The 16,751-nt window shown below is 63.9% G+C and carries 15 protein-coding genes and 3 pseudogenes; 13 read left to right on the top strand and 5 right to left on the bottom strand.

The genetic code is table 11. From position 1 onward, the window contains the following. The first annotated feature begins 97 nt into the window (after positions 1-97). Together der and AUC70_RS11495 are read left to right on the top strand one after the other, a co-directional pair. Entirely contained in the window at positions 98-1,468 is a 1,371-nt protein-coding gene (der, locus tag AUC70_RS11500) for a ribosome biogenesis GTPase Der (RefSeq protein ID WP_069444968.1), read from the top strand. A 26-nt stretch (positions 1,469-1,494) separates the two neighbouring features. Further along, complete coding sequence (locus AUC70_RS11495; protein ID WP_069444967.1) at positions 1,495-1,953, top strand: DNA polymerase III subunit chi; 459 nt, start codon at positions 1,495-1,497, stop codon at positions 1,951-1,953. Between the two features lie 15 nt (positions 1,954-1,968). Here the strand turns inward: AUC70_RS11495 and AUC70_RS11490 are convergent, their stop codons facing one another. Further along, on the bottom strand, positions 1,969-2,319 hold the full coding sequence (locus AUC70_RS11490; protein WP_069444966.1) for a DUF3147 family protein: 351 nt from the start codon (positions 2,317-2,319) through the stop codon (positions 1,969-1,971). A 161-nt stretch (positions 2,320-2,480) separates the two neighbouring features. Here AUC70_RS11490 and ndk point away from each other — a divergent pair, with 161 nt between their 5' ends. Together ndk and AUC70_RS11480 are read left to right on the top strand one after the other, a co-directional pair. Then, positions 2,481-2,903, top strand: coding sequence for a nucleoside-diphosphate kinase (ndk, locus tag AUC70_RS11485; RefSeq protein ID WP_069444965.1), 423 nt, complete (start codon positions 2,481-2,483; stop codon positions 2,901-2,903). Positions 2,904-3,068: 165 nt separating this feature from the next. Next, positions 3,069-3,758, top strand: a complete 690-nt coding sequence (locus AUC70_RS11480; protein ID WP_069444964.1) for an NlpC/P60 family protein — start codon at positions 3,069-3,071, stop codon at positions 3,756-3,758. Positions 3,759-3,822: 64 nt separating this feature from the next. On the opposite strand, the gene AUC70_RS11475 is transcribed toward AUC70_RS11480, so the two are convergent. From AUC70_RS11475 to purM, 3 genes and pseudogenes are all read right to left on the bottom strand, one after another. Then, complete coding sequence (locus AUC70_RS11475; RefSeq protein WP_244505599.1) at positions 3,823-5,187, bottom strand: cytochrome P450; 1,365 nt, start codon at positions 5,185-5,187, stop codon at positions 3,823-3,825. Positions 5,188-5,467: 280 nt separating this feature from the next. After that, on the bottom strand, positions 5,468-6,133 hold the full coding sequence (purN, locus tag AUC70_RS18080) for a phosphoribosylglycinamide formyltransferase (protein ID WP_083241529.1): 666 nt from the start codon (positions 6,131-6,133) through the stop codon (positions 5,468-5,470). An 18-nt stretch (positions 6,134-6,151) separates the two neighbouring features. Then, positions 6,152-7,191: pseudogene (gene purM, locus AUC70_RS16375) on the bottom strand (phosphoribosylformylglycinamidine cyclo-ligase); the annotation flags it as partial. A gap of 230 nt (positions 7,192-7,421) precedes the next feature. Between purM and AUC70_RS11460 the strand changes: the two are divergent. From AUC70_RS11460 to AUC70_RS11430, 9 genes and pseudogenes are all read left to right on the top strand, one after another. Beyond that, complete coding sequence (locus AUC70_RS11460) at positions 7,422-8,609, top strand: hypothetical protein (protein WP_141702091.1); 1,188 nt, start codon at positions 7,422-7,424, stop codon at positions 8,607-8,609. Positions 8,610-8,727: 118 nt separating this feature from the next. Beyond that, a complete protein-coding gene (locus AUC70_RS11455; RefSeq protein ID WP_069444960.1) occupies positions 8,728-9,378 on the top strand; it encodes a CDP-alcohol phosphatidyltransferase family protein in 651 nt (216 codons plus the stop codon). Then, the gene (locus AUC70_RS11450) at positions 9,375-10,052 is read left to right on the top strand and encodes a P-loop NTPase family protein (protein WP_206599377.1); all 678 of its coding nucleotides are present in this window, start codon (positions 9,375-9,377) and stop codon (positions 10,050-10,052) included. The genes AUC70_RS11455 and AUC70_RS11450 overlap by 4 nt, the downstream gene beginning before the upstream one ends. Positions 10,053-10,168: 116 nt before the next feature. Then, positions 10,169-12,349, top strand: coding sequence for an RNA degradosome polyphosphate kinase (locus AUC70_RS11445; protein WP_069444958.1), 2,181 nt, complete (start codon positions 10,169-10,171; stop codon positions 12,347-12,349). 9 nt (positions 12,350-12,358) lie between these two features. Next, positions 12,359-13,876 (top strand): exopolyphosphatase, encoded by a 1,518-nt coding sequence (gene ppx / locus AUC70_RS11440; protein ID WP_069444957.1) that lies wholly within the window; start codon positions 12,359-12,361, stop codon positions 13,874-13,876. Positions 13,877-14,141: 265 nt separating this feature from the next. After that, positions 14,142-14,189, top strand: a pseudogene (locus AUC70_RS18895) (hypothetical protein); the annotation flags it as partial. Between the two features lie 171 nt (positions 14,190-14,360). Continuing rightward, positions 14,361-14,990 carry a J domain-containing protein gene (locus AUC70_RS11435; protein ID WP_425283598.1) on the top strand — a complete coding sequence of 210 codons (630 nt, stop codon included), beginning with the start codon at positions 14,361-14,363 and terminating at the stop codon, positions 14,988-14,990. Continuing rightward, positions 14,990-15,151, top strand: a pseudogene (locus AUC70_RS18890) (MerR family transcriptional regulator); the annotation flags it as partial. The gene AUC70_RS11435 and the pseudogene AUC70_RS18890, both read left to right, overlap by 1 nt. Before the next feature lie 163 nt (positions 15,152-15,314). After that, complete coding sequence (locus tag AUC70_RS11430) at positions 15,315-15,512, top strand: DUF2905 domain-containing protein (protein WP_069444956.1); 198 nt, start codon at positions 15,315-15,317, stop codon at positions 15,510-15,512. On the opposite strand, the gene rnd is transcribed toward AUC70_RS11430, so the two are convergent. Continuing rightward, positions 15,480-16,649 carry a ribonuclease D gene (rnd, locus tag AUC70_RS11425; protein ID WP_069444955.1) on the bottom strand — a complete coding sequence of 390 codons (1,170 nt, stop codon included), beginning with the start codon at positions 16,647-16,649 and terminating at the stop codon, positions 15,480-15,482. The two genes, AUC70_RS11430 and rnd, sit on opposite strands and share 33 nt — an antisense overlap. Between the last annotated feature and the right edge of the window lie 102 nt (positions 16,650-16,751).

Below are 16,751 nucleotides of genomic sequence, written 5' to 3'. Positions count from 1 at the left end.
GCGCAATCCGCACCGTCATTTTGGTCGGCGTTGCTTGCGCGTGCTGCATCCTTTGTGCTCCTTCATCTGAAACAACGGATCCCGCGATCGCTCAGCCATGCCTTTCACTGTCGCCATTGTCGGACGGCCGAATGTCGGCAAGTCCACGATCTTCAACCGCCTCGTGGGCAAGAGGCTCGCGCTGGTCGACGATCAGCCGGGCCTGACGCGCGACCGCCGCGAAGCCGATGTGGCGATCGAAGGCCTTCCGATGACGCTTATCGATACCGCGGGCCTCGAGTCGGGCTACGCGGGGCTGACCGCGCGGATGCGGCTTCAGACCGAAGCGGCCATCGAGCAGGCGGACCTCGTGCTCTTCGTGATCGATGCGCGGACGGGCGTCACGGCGGCGGACGAGATTTTCGGCGACCTCGTGCGCAAGCACGGCAAGGCCGTCGTGCTTGCGGCCAACAAGTCGGAAGGACGTGCTGCGGAGCCCGGGTTCTACGAGGCCTTCTCGTTGGGGCTCGGCGAGCCGCTGGCCATGTCCGCCGAGCATGGCCTCGGCATCGGCGACGTGACGGAGGCAATCGCGCAAGGCTACCGTAACGCGCAAGCCGAAGCGGGCGAGGACGGTAGCCTCGAGGAGGGCGAGCCGGACGAAGAGGGCGTTTACCCCTTGCGGATCGCCATCGCCGGAAGGCCCAATGTGGGCAAGTCCACCCTGGTCAATGCGCTTCTCGGCGAGGACAGGATGATCACGGGTCCCGAAGCAGGGATCACGCGCGATGCCATCGCCTCGGAGATCGAGTGGGATTCGCGGCGGCTGCGCGTGTTCGACACGGCGGGACTTCGGCGCAAGGCGCGCATCGAGGCGCGCGCGGAGGTGCTGTCGGTCGGCGATACGCTGCGGGCGATCAAGTTCGCCGAGGTCGTTGTGCTGCTGCTCGATGCCGAACAGCCTTTCGAGAAACAGGATCTGCAAATTGCGGACTTGATTGTCCGCGAGGGCCGCGCGCTCGTCATCGCCGTCAACAAATGGGACCTTGTGGAGGACAAGCAGGCGCGCCTCGCCGAGCTCCGCGAGATGTGTCAGCGCCTGCTGCCCCAGGTCAAAGGCGTGTCCTTGGTGACGCTCTCGGCGCAGAGCGGCAAGGGCGTCGACCGGCTCATGGACGCGGTGCTCGCGGCCGATGAGGTGTGGAACAAGCGCCTGCCCACGGCCGCGCTCAACGGTTGGCTTGCGGCCATGATCGATGCGCACACCCCGCCGGCCGTAGCAGGGCGCCGGCTCAAGATCCGCTACATGACCCAGGCCAACGCGCGGCCGCCGACCTTCGTGGCCTTCTGTTCCCAGCCCAAGGCGCTGCCGGACTCCTATGTCCGGTATCTCGTGAACGGCCTGCGCGAGACATTCGATTTGCCCGGCGTGCCGATCCGTTTCAACCTGCGGAAGGGCAACAATCCGTATGTGAAGGCCAAGTCGTAACGGCAAGGCCTCGAGGCGAACGCGCGATGAGTGGCGATACCGAGGTATATTTCTATCACCTGGAAAGCCGCACGCTGGAGCAGGTGCTGCCGGCGCTGCTGGAGCGGTCCTTGGAACGGGGCTGGCGCGCGGCCGTTCAGGCCGCGAGCCTTGAGCGGGTCGAGGCACTCAATACGCTGCTATGGACCTATCGCGAGGACAGCTTTCTGCCGCACGGCGCCGATGCGGATGGCGCCCCGGCGGCGCAACCCGTCTACCTCACGGACGAGGACTCCAATCCGAATGAAGCCAATGTCCGCTTCCTAGTCGATGGAGCGAGCCTCGATGACCTGGGCGGTTATGCGCGCGTGGTCCATATCTTCGATGGCCACGATCCGGATGCCGTTGCCAGGGCGCGCGAGGCCTGGGCGGCGGCCAAAGACCAGGGCCTGTCCGTGAGCTATTGGCAGCAGGACGAAGGCGGCCGGTGGCAGCAGAAAGCCTGATAGGGCTTGGCCCGCCTAGATCTCGATGCCGGCGAGACCCAGGACATAGAGCATGGCGAAATAAGCGCCGACCGTCAGGGCGGTCGCTATGGCCAGGCTCGCAGGGAAGCCCAGGCCGGCCCGTAGGAACATGGGAAGGCTGACAAAAAGGACCAGCGAGGGCAAAACCAGCCAGAAAACCCCAGTGGAAAGGCGGGCTATCTTCTCCGTATCCCCGGTGTCGGCATAGAGCCAGATCATGGCCAGGACCGAGGTGAGGGGGACCGAAGCGATCAGTGCACCGAAGAGTGCGCTGCGTTTGGCCGCCTCGGAGACTGCGACCACAAGGACGCTCGTCAGGAGAACCTTGATCGTGGCATAGAGCATCGCATCTCCCTCGCTGCGTTACCTGGGCAACGCATCTGAGGCTTTCATATCACACACTAATTGATAATGCGCCCGCGCCTTGTGGCTGTCATGACCGATGGCTATAAGCCCGGCCGAGATTTGAAAATACTGAAGAATCAAAGACTAGAAGGACTGGAATAATGACCATCGAACGTACGCTCTCGATCATCAAGCCCGACGCGACCGAGCGCAATATTACAGGGCTGATCGTGGCGCGCCTCGAAGGTGCTGGCCTGCGGGTGGTTGCCCAGAAGCGGGTCTGGTGGAAGAAGAAGCAGGCCGAAGAATTCTACGAGATGCATAAGAAGCGCGACTTCTTTGACGAGCTGGTGGAGTTCATGATTTCCGGTCCGATCGTGGTTCAGGTGCTTGAGGGCGAAGACGCGATCAAGCGCAATCGCCTCGTGATGGGCGCGACCAACCCGGTCGACGCCGATCCCGGCACGATCCGCAAGGACTTCGCCGTCAACCTGCAGCGCAACTCCGTGCACGGTTCCGACAGCCCCGAGAGCGCCAAGCGCGAAATCGATCTTGTCTTCAAGAAGAGCGAGATCGTCGGTTAGGGGCACGTCTGCCCCTGCGCCGGCATCGGCGTAACGATCAGTTAACCTTATTTCTTAGCAGGCCTCTGGAGTTGTCCGCTCCAGAGGCCTTTTTTGGTGTCTTGACAGAATACAACCATAGAGGGAGCATATGACATATATGCGATCTTTAGGGGAGTATGAGTCATGAACGTGCGGAACATTCAGCGCTCTTTGAAGAAGCTTGGATTCGAACCAGGACCCATTGACGGAATCTGGGGGCGACGGACGGCTAATGCCGTCGAGGCGTTTCAAGAGGAGCATGGTCTCCCCCTAACGGGGCTCGTCGACCCGCGCACCGAGCGGCACCTCATTTCCCTTGCCGGAAAAGAGTCGAACGACTCGTCCCTCGTGTGGTTCGAGGAAGCGGAGCGGCTCAGAAATACGAAGGAATTCGCAGGAAACCCGGACAACCCAGTCATTATGGACTGGGCTGACGATCTCGATATCCACTATCCCGGAGACGACGTGGCGTGGTGCGGGCTGTTCGTCGGCCACTGTGTCGCTGCGACGCTGCCGAAGGAGCCCCTGCCGAACAATCCGTTGGGCGCGCGTCAATGGCTCAAGTTCGGCAAAAAGGTCGAGCCCGAGCCCGGCGCCATTCTCGTTTTCTGGAGGGGCAGCAGAAACGGCTGGAAGGGTCACGTCGGGTTCTACGAGGCGGAGGACTCGAAGGCCTTCCACGTTCTCGGCGGCAACCAGAGCGACAAGGTCTGCACGGCCCGTGTCGCGAAGTCCCGCCTGCTCGGGGCGCGGTGGCCCACAAGCGCGCTGGTGCTCAACGGTGGACCCGTAGCCGGAACCGGCGATGGAGAACTGTCGACCGACGAGGCTTAGCTTCTAGCATCCCGAAAGTTGGTGCAGACCCGCATGGCTTGCCAACTTCTAGAGATACTTGCGCCTAGCTCAGCTTGCGGATTTTGAAGGGCAGGCCGCCTTGCGGGCAGAGCGTGACGGTGGCGCGGATCTTCGCCGGCGTCGGCCCCACATACTCGGGTGTGAAGCGTCGCAGGAGCTGAACCAGCGCGAGCGTGTTCTCGATCTGCGACAGCGCCCCGCCGATGCAGGCGCGTTTCCCCGCCGCGAACGGCAGGTAAGAGTACTTGCGCCGCTTCTTCGAGCGCTCGGGCGCGAACCGTTCCGGATCGAACTTCTCCGGCTCTTCCCAGTATTTGGGGCTGTGGTGGGCGATATAGGTCAGGACGGAGACCTTGTCGCCGGCATTGATCTTGTGCCCGGCGATCTCGTCGTCGCCGGCGGCGATGCGGATCAGACCCCAGATCGGCGGGTACAGGCGCATGGTCTCCTGGATCACCATGCGGGTGTAGCTGAGCTGCTGCACCTGGTTCCAATCGGGATCGGCGTCGCCGCAGACCCGATGCGCTTCCTCACGGACGCGCTCCATCGCTTCGGGATGCTGGGACAGAAGGTAGAGCGACCAGGCAAGCGTCAGGGCCGTGGTTTCGGTTCCGGCCCACAGATACTGCTTCATCTCGTCGATGACCTGGCGGTGGTCGAACTCCGGGAAGTCCGGATCGGCCTCGGCTTCCTGCATCGCCGTCAGCAAGGTCTTTTCGCGATGATCGATGATGTTCGCATTGATCACCGTATCGGGAACCGAATGCCAAATCTCCATGGCCTTGGCGGGATCCTCGTCCGTGATCTCTTCAAGCTCGCCGCGCACGTTCTTCAGGCGCACGTTCTTGTGGTTCACAACGTCCGTATACGTCTTGACCTGCTTGAAGACGAAGTGCGGGTTGAAGGGCATCTCGCGGTCGAACAGCGCACGGCACACCATGTCGGCGGCCATCGTCCAAGTCTCTTCCACCATCTCGACGGTCTCGCCGGATTCCGCGAGTTGCTGCCAGCGGTCCATCTTGGAGTCGATCGCCGACATCAAATAGGGGAAGTATTCCTCGAACATCTTCGGGTGGAACGCCGCCTGCTGCGGCACGCGGATCTTCTGCCACAGCGCACCGTCGATGGTGATCATGCTGCGGCCGAAAACGGGCCGGAGCCCGTCGAAATACTTGGTGTAATTGTCGGCGTTCGTCACAAGGACGCGCTCGGCGTGCTCGGGTTCGCTCAGCAGGACAATGCGCTGGTTCTTCAGATTGACCGGCAGGACGCCCTTGTATTTTTCGCACAGGGCAATGAGGACCTGCATAGGATCCTCTTGGTTCAACAGCGCCGATAGCTTGAACCAAATGCTGTCTTCTTCTCCGAGGCCGTGCGACGGAGAGTAGGCGACCGTCATGTCCGCCATTTACGCCATCCCTCTTATTGTTGGGCCAGAGAACCCCGTTGGGCCAAGTGTGCCGGACAGGGCTTGGGGCCAAACCGCAAGATCAGCACTAGGTCTCGGGCAACCTCCGGTCTGCAAGAATCTTGCGCGCGCGGTCGTTGTTGCGGAGATCGACTGAATAGATGTTGTTCCTAGCATCCGCTCGTCTGCATTGTCTACGGGCCCTTGCGCCGCACAGACTTGCGATGCGTCAAGTTTGCTGGAGCACCCATACTATTTTTCCTGGTTTTTTGACGTCCGCTCAAAAACTGCCCTTCAGCGGGGGCGAAAAAAGGGCGGGCTCCCCAGACCCCCAGGGCATGCCGGCGGCACGTTCGCCGTCCACCGTGACCTGACCGGACGCCACGAGCCGCAGAGCGTGGGGGTAGAGACGATGCTCGGCCGCCAGCACCCTTGCGGCGAGATCGTCTTCAGTATCGTCCGGCAACACCGGGACGGCCGCTTGGGCCACGATCGGACCGTCGTCCATCGCCGCGCGCACGAAATGAACCGTGCAGCCGCTGATGCGCGCACCCGCATCCAGGACGCGTGCATGAGTGTCGAGGCCCTTGAAGGCGGGCAGGAGCGAGGGGTGAATGTTGAGGTGGCGGTTCAGCCAGCGCGACACGAAGCTTTCCGTCAGGAGGCGCATGAAGCCGGCGTTGCAGAGAAGCTCCACGCCGGCGCCGTCCAGCGCATCGTTGAGGGCGGCTTCGAAGGCTTCGCGCGAGGGGAAATCTTTGTGCTTGATGGTGCAGGTCGGGATACCGGCCTCATCGGCGCGATCGAGGCCCTGTACGTCGGGCACGTTCGAGATCACGAGCACAAGCTCTGCCGGATAGTCGGGATCCTTGGCGGCATCGATGAGTGCCTGCAGATTGCTGCCGCGGCCCGAGATCAGAACTCCGACGCGCGTCTTCGCGCTCATGACCCCGGCTGCCCCGGCGCCGAGCACGACCGCCGGTCCGTCACCCCGCTCGGCCAGCCCCCCGATTGTGCGCGCCTCCGGCCCGAGGCTCGCAGCGACGCGTTCGGCATCGTCCGGCGCCACGGCGACGACCATGCCGACACCGCAGTTGAACGTCCGGAACATTTCGTGGGCATCGAGCCGAGCCTCCGCCTGGAGCCAGGAGAACACGGCCGGCATGTCGATGGTGTTCGTGTCGATCGTGGCCGCGACGGTCCCGGGCAGGATGCGCGGCAGATTATCGATCAGGCCGCCGCCGGTGATGTGGCAGAGAGCCTTTACGGCCCCGGGGTTTGCCCGAATCGTATCAAGCACTTGGCGGACGTAGATGCGGGTCGGTGCGAGGAGGCTGGTTCCGAGCTTGGCCTCGGGCGCGAAGGGCGCCGGATCGTTCCAGCCAAGGCCGCACGCAGAGACCACGCGGCGCACGAGCGAGAAACCGTTGGCGTGCACGCCCGACGAGGGCAGGCCGATCAGGACATCGCCCGCGGCGACGTCGGGCCGGGGCAGGATCGCGTCCCGCTCAACCGCGCCCACCGCGAAGCCTGCGAGGTCGTAGTCGCCATCGCCGTACATGCCGGGCATCTCGGCAGTTTCTCCGCCGATGAGCGCGCAGCCGGCCTGACTGCATCCGTCGGCGATGCTGGCGACCACCTCGGCGGCGACGCCCACCTCCAGCCGTCCGGTCGCGAAATAGTCGAGGAAGAAGAGCGGCTCGGCGCCTTGCACGACGAGGTCGTTGACGCACATGGCCACGAGGTCGATGCCAATGCCTCCGTGCAGGCCCGTGTCGATGGCGAGTTTCAGCTTGGTCCCGACGCCGTCGGTGGCGGCCACGAGAACCGGGTCGTGAAGCCGCAGGCGGCCAGATCGAACAGCCCGCCGAAGCCGCCGAGATTGCCGAGGACGCCTGGTCTCTTCGTCTTGGCGGCGAGGGGACCGATCGCGTCCACGAGAGCGTTTCCGGCATCGATATCGACACCGGCCTCACGATAGGTCAGCGGCTTGTCTTCGGGCATGGACTCTTCAGGCTTGGTGGGGCGCGTCGTGTTCAGGTGGCAGTTGGGAATTCGGGTCCGCAGCCAAGCGGGGTGCACGTTCCAGAGTTCTGTCATAACACTCTTGGCAGGCAAGAGGGATAGAGGCAAGGGTGCCCACAGGAGAGAGCCGGAGCGGCGGTAACCCGTGCGTCTATCCTCCCCCAATGGCGGCGGAACGTGCGATTCCGGCGCGAATCGCGGAGCGGTTGATGGCGAATCAGTCAGCCAATGCTTTCAGGGGCTTCGCGCCGTCTTCTGCCAAATTGAGTCGCGTTGTCCTGCTGGGGGCCGTGGCGCTGCTGGGCATCGCTTTGCTGGGCTTGGGTCCCGCCGGCGCCGCCAGTCTCTTCAATGTCGCCAACGTCCGGGTCGACGTCACGGCCAAGGATGCCGTGGTTGCGCGGGAGAGGGGCATGGCGAAGGCCGAGACCCTGGCGATGCAAGTTCTGCTCAAGAGGCTGGCGCCGCTCAGCTGGCAGGAACGCCTGCCGTCATTCTCCCATCGTGAGATCGAAGGGCTCGTCGCGGGCGTCGCGATCCACAGCGAGAAGACCTCGGCGAGACGGTATATCGGGGTCGTCGACGTGCGCTTCTATCCGGACGCCGTTCGCCAGCTTTTGACCAGCCGCTCCATACCGTTTGTCGAGAGCCAGGCGTCGCCAATTTCGATCCTGCCGGTGATGCTCGAGGATGACGTCGTTGCGACGGATGCGAGTACGGACTGGCGGCAGGCGTGGGAGCGTTTGGATCTCGACAACGGAGTCGCGCCGGCTGAGTTGGCCGCGCTCCGCGACGATCTCGAGGCTGGGACCGTCAAGGCCGTTCTCGCGGGCGACGAGGGGGCCTATGCGACCTTGCGCAGTACCTATGGCTATGGCGGTCTCGTCGTGGCCGTCGGGGAGATCGCGGAGGGGTTCTTTCGTCTCCACCTCGTGGGCGATGACGCCGCGGGCGATGTCGATGCCGTGGCGACGACAGCCGTCGATCCGCATGACCTGGAGGGGACGGAGGAGCGCGTGGCCCGATTGGGACTCGGCATCCTCGAACGGCGCTGGAAGCAGCGGCTCGATCCCGCCTTCGAGGCGGCGGTGGAGGTGCCCTTGCGGCGCGGTGCGCTTTATCCCGAGGAGGCGTCAACAATCCCAGACGAAGCGCTCGGCCGGGTTGGCGCGGTCATTGAGTTCTTCAGCGTAAGGGATTGGCAGCAGATTCATTTTGGGCTTCAGCGTGTGGAGGATCTTCGGGACTTCGAGATCGTGTCCAGGTCCGCCCGCACCGCCGAGGTGGTGTTCGACTATGAGGGCTCTGCCGACCAGTTGCAGGCCGTACTCGCCCAGAATGGGATCGGCCTCTATGAGCGAGACGGGACGCTCGTGATGCGCGCGATTGGACCATGAGGGGCCTGGTCCTGCGGCTTTTTGGGGCTTGCGGAAATTCGGCTGCGGAGCCGCTGCAGTCTGATAATCTCCGGGCACGAAGCACCCCAGAACATAAAGACGCTTGGGAGAAGCGCCGGTGAATATCCCCAATACGCTGACATTTGCGCGGATCTTGTCCGTCCCGCTTCTGATCTGGCTGATCATCGACCAAGACTTCTACGCGGCGTTTGTGGTGTTCCTGCTGGCGGGACTTTCGGACGCGGCCGACGGCTATCTCGCCAAGCGCTATGGCTGGCGCACGGAGCTCGGCGCCTATCTCGATCCGATCGCCGACAAAGCGCTGCTCGTCGCGATCTATGTGGCGCTGGGGATTTCGGGGCACCTGCCGGTCTGGCTGGTGATCATCGTGGTCAGCCGCGACATTCTCATCGTCGGCGCGGTCCTGCTGGCATGGATGATGTGGCGCCCCGTCGAGGTCAAGCCGCTCATCGTCAGCAAGATCAACACATTCACGCAGATCGCCCTGGCAGGGTTTGTCCTGGCCCAATTAGGGCTCGGCCTCGGCGTGAGCTGGCTCGTGAGCGTGCTCATCTGGGTCACGGGCGGGCTCACGGTCCTGTCGGCCCTTGTCTATTTCTTCGGATGGCTGCGGCACATGATGAGCTACGAGCCTGAGCAGCCCGAGCCAATCCACCGGCCGCAAGGGCACGCGCGGCCGCAGGGCGTTCAGGCGGCACGCGCGAAGGGCGGCAACGGTGCATCCCGGCCCGAGGTCCGGACGCCGTGAGTCCGGGGCAGCTTGCATTTGATCTGCCGCACCGGGCGGCTCTGGGCGCGGAGGATTTCCTTGTCAGCGACTGCAATCTCGCGGCCGTCCGGATGGTGGATGCCTGGCCCGATTGGCCGGGGCCGGTGCAGGTGCTCGTGGGACCGCCCGCGAGCGGCAAGACCCATCTCGTCCGCGTCTGGCAGGAGCGGTCCGGCGCCGAGGCGCTCGACCCGACGACCCTGGACGTGCGCTCGCTTGATGCGCGGCCCCCAGGGTCAGCCATCGCGGTGGAGGACGCCGACCGGGCCGGGTTCGACGAGCGGACGCTGTTCCACCTTTTGAATCTCGCCGCGGAGAAACGCTTCTCGGTGCTTCTGACCGCGCGGATCAGCCCCAATCGCTGGCCATTCGCTCTACCGGACCTGCTTTCGCGGCTCAGTGCGGTCCCGGTGACGGAGATTGCGCGCCGGGACGAGGTGCTGCTGCGGACGGTCATGCTGAAACACTTCTCGGACCGCCAACTCACCATCGAGCCCAAGGTGCTTGAGTTCCTGGCTGTCAGGATCGACCGGTCGCTGGAAGCCGCTGCCGCGGCAGTGGAGGCCGTCGATCAGGCGGCCCTGCGCTCAGGCCGGAAGATCAGCCGGCAACTGGTCGCCGAGGCGCTGGAGCGTGCTGCGACGATTGAGTAAGGCACTGAATTTGACGTTTACCGTTACGCCGGTGATACAGTTGTCGGCCTAACATGACGGCTCTACCCTGAAGGAGCTGGCGGGCGCACAATGCCCTTTTTTCCAAGAGGATATAGATGAATGTTCCGGAAGCGATAGAGCCGGAAGGCGCGGTTGCCCGAATCGCCGCCTATGGCCCGAGCCGCTACTTCAATCGCGAATTGTCCTGGCTGAACTTCAACAAGCGCGTGATGGAAGAGGCCGAGAACGAGCGCCATCCTTTGTTGGAGCGCCTTCGCTTCCTGTCTATTTCGGCAAACAATCTCGACGAGTTCTACATGGTCCGCGTCGCGGGCCTGCGGGCGCAGATGGTGGCCGGGATCGAGACGCCGAGTCAGGACGGTCTGACGCCGGCCCAGCAGCTCGACCGGATTAATCGCTCCGTCGCCGATCTGACCGCCCTGCAGCAGGAGACCTGGGTCGCGCTGGAGGCTCTTCTCGGCGAAGCGGGCATTCACGTTCTCACCGCCGACCAACTGACAGATCCGGAGCGCAGCTGGCTCGAGGATCATTTCCTCAATCTAATTTTCCCGGTGCTGACCCCGATCGCCGTCGATCCGGCTCATCCGTTCCCGTTTATTCCGAATTTCGGATTCACGCTGGGGCTGGAACTGGTGCGCGAAGGATCGTTCCGCACCATGCACGCGCTGCTGCCGATCCCCTCCCAGCTCGACCGCTTTATCCGGCTGCCGGACGGCAAGGACGATGTGACGGGGGTTCGCTTCGTGCGGCTGGAGACCGTTGTCGGCATTTTCGTCTCACGGCTGTTCCCCGGCTACCGGGTGCGGAGCCAAGGGGCGTTCCGCGTCGTGCGCGACAGTGACATCGAGGTCCAGGAAGAGGCCGAAGATCTCGTGCGCGTGTTCGAATCGGCGCTCAAGCGCCGGAAGCGCGGCTCGGTCATCCGGCTCGAGATGGAAGCGACCATGCCGTCGCGGCTGCAGCGCTTCGTCATGCAGGAGCTGAAGGTCACGGAACAAGAGAGTTTCGTGCAGAAGGGCCTGATCGGGCTGACGGACACCGACCAGCTCATCGTGGCCGATCGTCCGGACCTCAAATTCGCGCCCTATGTCAGCCGTTTCCCCGAGCGCATCCGCGAGCACCACGGCGATTGCTTTGCAGCCATCGCCAAGAAGGACATCGTGGTGCATCACCCTTACGAGTCCTTCGATGTGGTCCTGCAGTTCCTGAAGCAGGCTGCGGCCGATCCTGACGTCGTGGCAATCAAATGGACGCTCTACCGGACCAGCAAGACCTCGCCCATCATCGAAGCGCTGAAGGAGGCCGCCGAGGCCGGCAAGTCCGTGACGGCGGTGGTCGAGCTCAAGGCACGCTTCGACGAAGAAGCCAACATCAAATGGGCGCGCGACCTCGAAAGCGCCGGCGTGCAAGTGGTCTACGGCTTCATCGAGCTCAAGACGCACGCCAAGCTCAGCCTGATCGTCCGGCGCGAGCGCGGCGAACTGGCCACGTACTGCCATGTGGGGACCGGCAACTATCATCAGGTCACGGCAAAGATCTACACGGACCTGTCCTATTTCACCGCCGACCGGTCGATCGGCAACGATCTGTCCCGCATCTTCAACTATGTGACGGGCTATGCCGAACCGGCGGAGCTCGAGTCCATGGCGGTCTCGCCCGGCGGAATCCGGGCGCGCATCCTCGATCACGTACGCGAGGAGATGTATCACGCCAAGGCCGGCCGGCCCGCCGCCATCTGGATGAAGCTGAACTCGCTGGTCGATCCCGAAATCATCGATGCGCTCTACGAGGCGAGCCAGGCGGGCGTCGAAGTCGATCTCGTCTGCCGGGGCATTTGCTGCCTTCGGCCGGGCGTACCGGGCCTGTCGGAGAACATCCACGTGAAGAGCATTGTCGGGCGCTTCCTGGAGCACTCCCGCATCTATTGCTTCGGGGCAGGACATGGGCTGCCGCACCGGAAGGCGGCCGTCTATATCAGCTCCGCCGATATGATGCCCCGCAACCTCAACCGCCGCGTCGAGGCCATGACGCCCATCAAGAACCCCACGGTGCACGAGCAGATTCTGGATCAAATCATGGTGGCGAATCTGAAGGACAATCTTCAGAGCTGGCGCGTTCTGCCGGACGGGAACTCGGTCCGCATCAATCCGCGGGAAGGGGAAGAGCCCTTCAGCGCCCAGAACTACTTCATGACCAACCCCAGCCTGTCGGGACGGGGCACTTCTCTACCGGAAAACATGCCTCCGCGCTTTACGCGGGTCGACGAGACCCTCTAGTCTCTCGCCATGGCCGGGAGGAAGAAACGCGCGCCGGTTGCGGTAGTCGACATCGGCTCCAACTCGGTGCGGCTGATCGTCTATGACAGCGCCACGCATGCGCCCGCACCGCTCTTCAATGAGAAGGTGCTGTGCGGGCTGGGCCGGACGGTCGCGAGCACCGGCAGCCTCGAGCCCGCTGGCGTCGCGCGCGCTCTTCGGGCCCTACGGCGGTTTCGCGCGCTCATCGCGCAGCTTCACGTGCACCGGACCGAGGTGATCGCCACCGCGGCGGCACGGGATGCGAAAAACGGTCCCGACTTTATCGCCAAGGCCCAGGAGGTGCTCGGGCATCCAATCACGGTGCTGTCCGGTACCATGGAAGCCGAGCTCGCCGCGCTCGGCGTCGTCTCGGGTATCTATGCGGCCGATGGATTCGTGGGCGATCTCGGCGGCGGCAGCCTGGAGTTGGTGGATGTGCGGGGCGGCCGGTTGTCCGACGCTCTCACGCTGCCGCTTGGGGGCCTTCGTCTGATCGACGTGTCGGGCGGAAACCTGAAGAAGGCGCGTGAGGTCATCGATTCGGAGTTTTCGAAGGTGACGTGGCTCGAGAAGGGGCGGGGCCGCGACTTCTACGCGATCGGCGGGACTTGGCGCGCCGTGGCGCGCCTGCATATGGCCCAGACGGACTATCCGTTGCGCGTCATGCACAACTACCGGATGGACGGGCAGGACGCGCTGAAATTCGTCAGCAGCCTATACGGCCGGCTGGACGACGACATGCCAGGACTACGCGACGTCTCCAGCGCCCGGCGCGAGACGTTGCCCTACGGTGCGCTGGTGCTCGAACGCCTCATCAAGCAGATGAAGCCGCGGTCCATCGTGACGTCGGTGTTCGGCATCCGCGAGGGGCTGCTGTACAGCCTGCTGAGCGCCGAGGAGCGCGCCAAGGATCCGCTGATCGAGGCTTGCCATGTGCTTGCGGTGCAGCGCGCCCGTTCGGTTGAGAATGCCAACGAATTGCTGAGTTGGACGGACGGCCTATTCCGCGTTCCGGGGCCGGTGGAGACGCCCGAGCAGACGCGTCTGCGTCATGCCGCGTGCCTCCTCTCCGATATCGGCTGGCGCGCCCATCCCGATTATCGCGGCGCCCAGAGCCTCAATCTGATCACGAATGGGGATCTCATTGGCGTCGATCACCCCGGCCGCGCGTTCCTGGCTCTGACCTCCTACTACCGCAACGAAGGCGTGGTGAGCGACGAGTTGAGCCAGGGGCTGGTCGAGTTGGTCGACAAAGAATCCCTGAGGCGCGCAAAAATTCTGGGCGCGGCGTTCCGCGTCGCCCATATGGTCTCCGCGGCTATGCCCGGCGTGCTGCCGCATACCCCGCTCACCTACGAGGGCGACCGGCTGATTTGGACCTTGCCGGAACCCTATGCGGATCTCGAAGGCGAACGTGTCAGCCGCCGCTTCAAGACCCTCGCCAATCTGTTGGATTGCGAGCCCGAGATTCGGATTGGCGAGCCGTTCCAACTCGTCGCGAGCTGACCGGGTCCCATGGCCGCTATCCTCAAGGTTGCTGAACGCAGGTGCAGACCCCAAATCACCATGAGCAAAGGGAAAAATGCCCGGCTCTGGGCTTTCCCGTTCTCTTCGACCCTATCATTTCGACACCACCCAAGCCCTAAGACCGGCTCAGACCAAAATTCAGACCTGAGATAACGATGGCAGACGATCTTTATTCCGCACTAGGCGTCGCCAAGACCGCGAGCGCTGATGAAATCACCAAGCGTACCGCAAGCTCGCCAAGAAGCTGCACCCGGACCTCAATCCCGGCGACAAGGTCGCGGAGGAGAAGTTCAAGGAGATCTCGCACGCCTATTCGATCCTGAAAGACGAGGAGCAGCGCGGGAAGTACGACCGCGGCGAGATCGACGCGAGCGGACAGGAGCGGCCCGAGGCGCGCTACTACCGCGAATATGCGGGCGGGCCGGGAGGAGCGCGCTACCACTCCTCGGCCGGCTACGAAGACATGGGCGATTTCAGCGATCTGTTCGGCGACATGTTTGGCGGGGGAATGGGCGGCGCCGGTATGGGCGGCCGCAGTCAGCGTGGAGGCGCGCGTTTTTCTATGCCGGGACAGGACGCGCAGTACCACCTCGATATTCCATTTCTCGATGCGGTCAACGGCACCAAGACGCGCATCACGCTCCCCGACGGCAGTACGCTCGACGTCACCATTCCGCCGGGCGTCAACGCTGGCCAGGTCCTGCGGCTCAAGGGCAAAGGGCATCCGGGTCTCGGCGAAGGACCGCCGGGTGACGCGCTGGTCGAGGTCGGCGTGAGGCCGCACCCCGTCTTCAAGCGCGAGGGCAACGACATCGTGGTCGAGCTGCCGATCAGTCTCGACGAGGCGGTCCTGGGGGGCAAAGTCGAGATTCCGACCATCGGCGGCAAGGTCGCCATGACGGTGCCCGCCGGCGCCAATGCCGGACAGACGCTCCGGCTGAAGGGGCGGGGCGTCAAAGGCAAGGGCGATCAGCTGGTGAAGCTCAACGTGGTGATGCCCGAGAAGGTCGACGATGAGCTCAAGGCCTTCATCGAGGAGTGGAAGAAGACCCACGCCTACGACCCGCGGCGGACAATGAAGGAGCAAGCGTGATGCTGACCGAGGAGGACGTTGTCGCACGGGTGTCGCGTCTCACGGTGACGCGGTTGCGTGTGTTCGTATCGCAGGGCCTGGTCAAGCCCGAGGAGGATGGGGCTCCCCGCTACTCGGAGGCGGATATCGCCCGGGTCGCGCTGATCTGCAATCTCGAGGACGAGATGGGGTTCGACGAGGAGGATGTCCCGGTCCTACTGAACCTCATCGATCAGATCCACGGACTCCGCTCGGAACTGCGCGGCTTTGTGGAGGTCATCGACGCGCTGCCCCGTGCGGACGACCGTGCGCTTGCGGATCGAGCAGTGGCGGCGGGGTTAGCCGATGCGCTCTCCCGGCACCGTCGTGTTCTATGTGCTGCTGGTGATCCTGCTCACCATGGCGAGCGTGCAGTACGGCCTCGGCCGCTTGCCCGGCGACATCGTCGTGGATCTCGGCAGCTTCTATTTCTACGTGCCGTTCACCACGGGACTGATCGTGGCGCTCCTGCTAGGAGCCGTCTTCTGGTTCTTCCGGCGCTAGCAGCGCCACCGCGCCTTTGCGGATGGTGAGGGCCAGTTCGCCCCGCTTAAGCGCCAGCGCGTCCTCACCGAAAAGCTTGAGCCGCCAGCCCCGCAAGGCGGCGGTGTCCGCATCGTTCGACCGGGCGATCTGCTCGAGTTCATCCGTCGTGGCGATCAGCTTGGGCGCGACGCCGTGCCGGCCCGCCGTGGCCTTCAGCAGCACGCGCAGCAGGTCCATCACCGCTTGGGCTTCGGGCGGCATCGGCTCGCCGCGCTGAAGCGGGGGCACTGTGGCCGGATCGCGCGCAAGACCGCGCTCCACGGCCTCCAGCACGCCGCGACCGCGAGAGGACCGGGCGAAGCCGTTGTGCAGCGATCGCAGACCCCCGAGGTCCTCGACCGTGCGCGGCGCCTGGCCGGCAATATCGTAGAGCGCCTCGTCCTTGAGAACGCGTGAGCGTGGCACGTCCTGGCTTTGCGCCTCGCGTTCGCGCCAGGCCGCCAGCTCCATGAGAACGGCGAGGGCCTTCTGCGTCTTGATGCGCATCTTGAGCCGCCGCCAAGCGTGCTCCGGATGGAGCTCGTAGGTGGCGGGGTCGGTCAGGACGGCCATTTCCTCAATGAGCCAGCTCGCCCGCTCGGACTTGTCGAGCTGGGCCTGGAGCTTGGGATAGAGGTCGCGCAAATGGGTCACGTCGCCCAAGGCGTAGGTGAGTTGCCGTTCCGAGAGCGGACGGCGGCTCCAATCGGTGAAGCGGGAACTCTTGTCGAGATTGCGGCCCAGCAGGCGCTTCACCAGCATGGCGTAGCTGACCGCTTCGCCAAAGCCGCAGACCATCGCCGCCACTTGCGTGTCGAAGATCGGGTGGGGTACGACGCCCGCCATATGGTGAACGATTTCAATGTCTTGGCGTGCGGAATGAAAAACCTTCAGGACGTTTTCGTCGACCATCAGGTCGAAAAACGGCTTCAGATCGATACCGGGCGCCAGATTGTCGATAAGGACTTCGGTGTCGCCGCCCGCGATCTGGATGAGACACAGGCGCGGCCAGAAGGTCTGTTCGCGCATGAATTCGGTGTCGACCGTAACGAACGGGGCTTTGGCGAGGTCGGCGCAGGCGGCCTCAAGGTCTTCTGTGGTTGTGATGAGATTCATGGATCGCGGATATAGCCTAAGGATAGGCGCATGGCCAAGTGCCCTGAATACCGGGGGCCCAAAAACGGGTTTGGCGGGGCGGTGAGGCCGGGTCTCCGACGC

The sequence above is a fragment of the Methyloceanibacter stevinii genome, from assembly GCF_001723355.1.
In the GTDB taxonomy this organism is placed as follows: Bacteria; Pseudomonadota; Alphaproteobacteria; order Rhizobiales; family Methyloligellaceae; genus Methyloceanibacter; species Methyloceanibacter stevinii.
The sequence above is the reverse complement of the archived record's forward strand: the minus strand, read 5'-3'. Positions and strand labels throughout refer to the sequence as shown.

What these genes read in the sequence shown, in the direction of transcription:
- AUC70_RS11460 (WP_141702091.1), top strand. Translation starts at nt 7,422, where the DNA reads ATGGCGAATCAGTCAGCCAATGCTTTCAGGGGCTTCGCGCCGTCTTCT.
- AUC70_RS11445 (WP_069444958.1), top strand. Translation starts at nt 10,169, where the DNA reads ATGAATGTTCCGGAAGCGATAGAGCCGGAAGGCGCGGTTGCCCGAATC.
- ndk (WP_069444965.1), top strand. Translation starts at nt 2,481, where the DNA reads ATGACCATCGAACGTACGCTCTCGATCATCAAGCCCGACGCGACCGAG.
- AUC70_RS11480 (WP_069444964.1), top strand. Translation starts at nt 3,069, where the DNA reads ATGAACGTGCGGAACATTCAGCGCTCTTTGAAGAAGCTTGGATTCGAA.
- AUC70_RS11495 (WP_069444967.1), top strand. Translation starts at nt 1,495, where the DNA reads ATGAGTGGCGATACCGAGGTATATTTCTATCACCTGGAAAGCCGCACG.
- AUC70_RS11430 (WP_069444956.1), top strand. Translation starts at nt 15,315, where the DNA reads ATGCGCTCTCCCGGCACCGTCGTGTTCTATGTGCTGCTGGTGATCCTG.
- AUC70_RS11490 (WP_069444966.1), bottom strand. Translation starts at nt 2,319, where the DNA reads ATGCTCTATGCCACGATCAAGGTTCTCCTGACGAGCGTCCTTGTGGTC.
- ppx (WP_069444957.1), top strand. Translation starts at nt 12,359, where the DNA reads ATGGCCGGGAGGAAGAAACGCGCGCCGGTTGCGGTAGTCGACATCGGC.
- purN (WP_083241529.1), bottom strand. Translation starts at nt 6,133, where the DNA reads ATGAGCGCGAAGACGCGCGTCGGAGTTCTGATCTCGGGCCGCGGCAGC.
- der (WP_069444968.1), top strand. Translation starts at nt 98, where the DNA reads ATGCCTTTCACTGTCGCCATTGTCGGACGGCCGAATGTCGGCAAGTCC.
- rnd (WP_069444955.1), bottom strand. Translation starts at nt 16,649, where the DNA reads ATGAATCTCATCACAACCACAGAAGACCTTGAGGCCGCCTGCGCCGAC.
- AUC70_RS11475 (WP_244505599.1), bottom strand. Translation starts at nt 5,187, where the DNA reads ATGGCGGACATGACGGTCGCCTACTCTCCGTCGCACGGCCTCGGAGAA.
- AUC70_RS11435 (WP_425283598.1), top strand. Translation starts at nt 14,361, where the DNA reads ATGGGCGATTTCAGCGATCTGTTCGGCGACATGTTTGGCGGGGGAATG.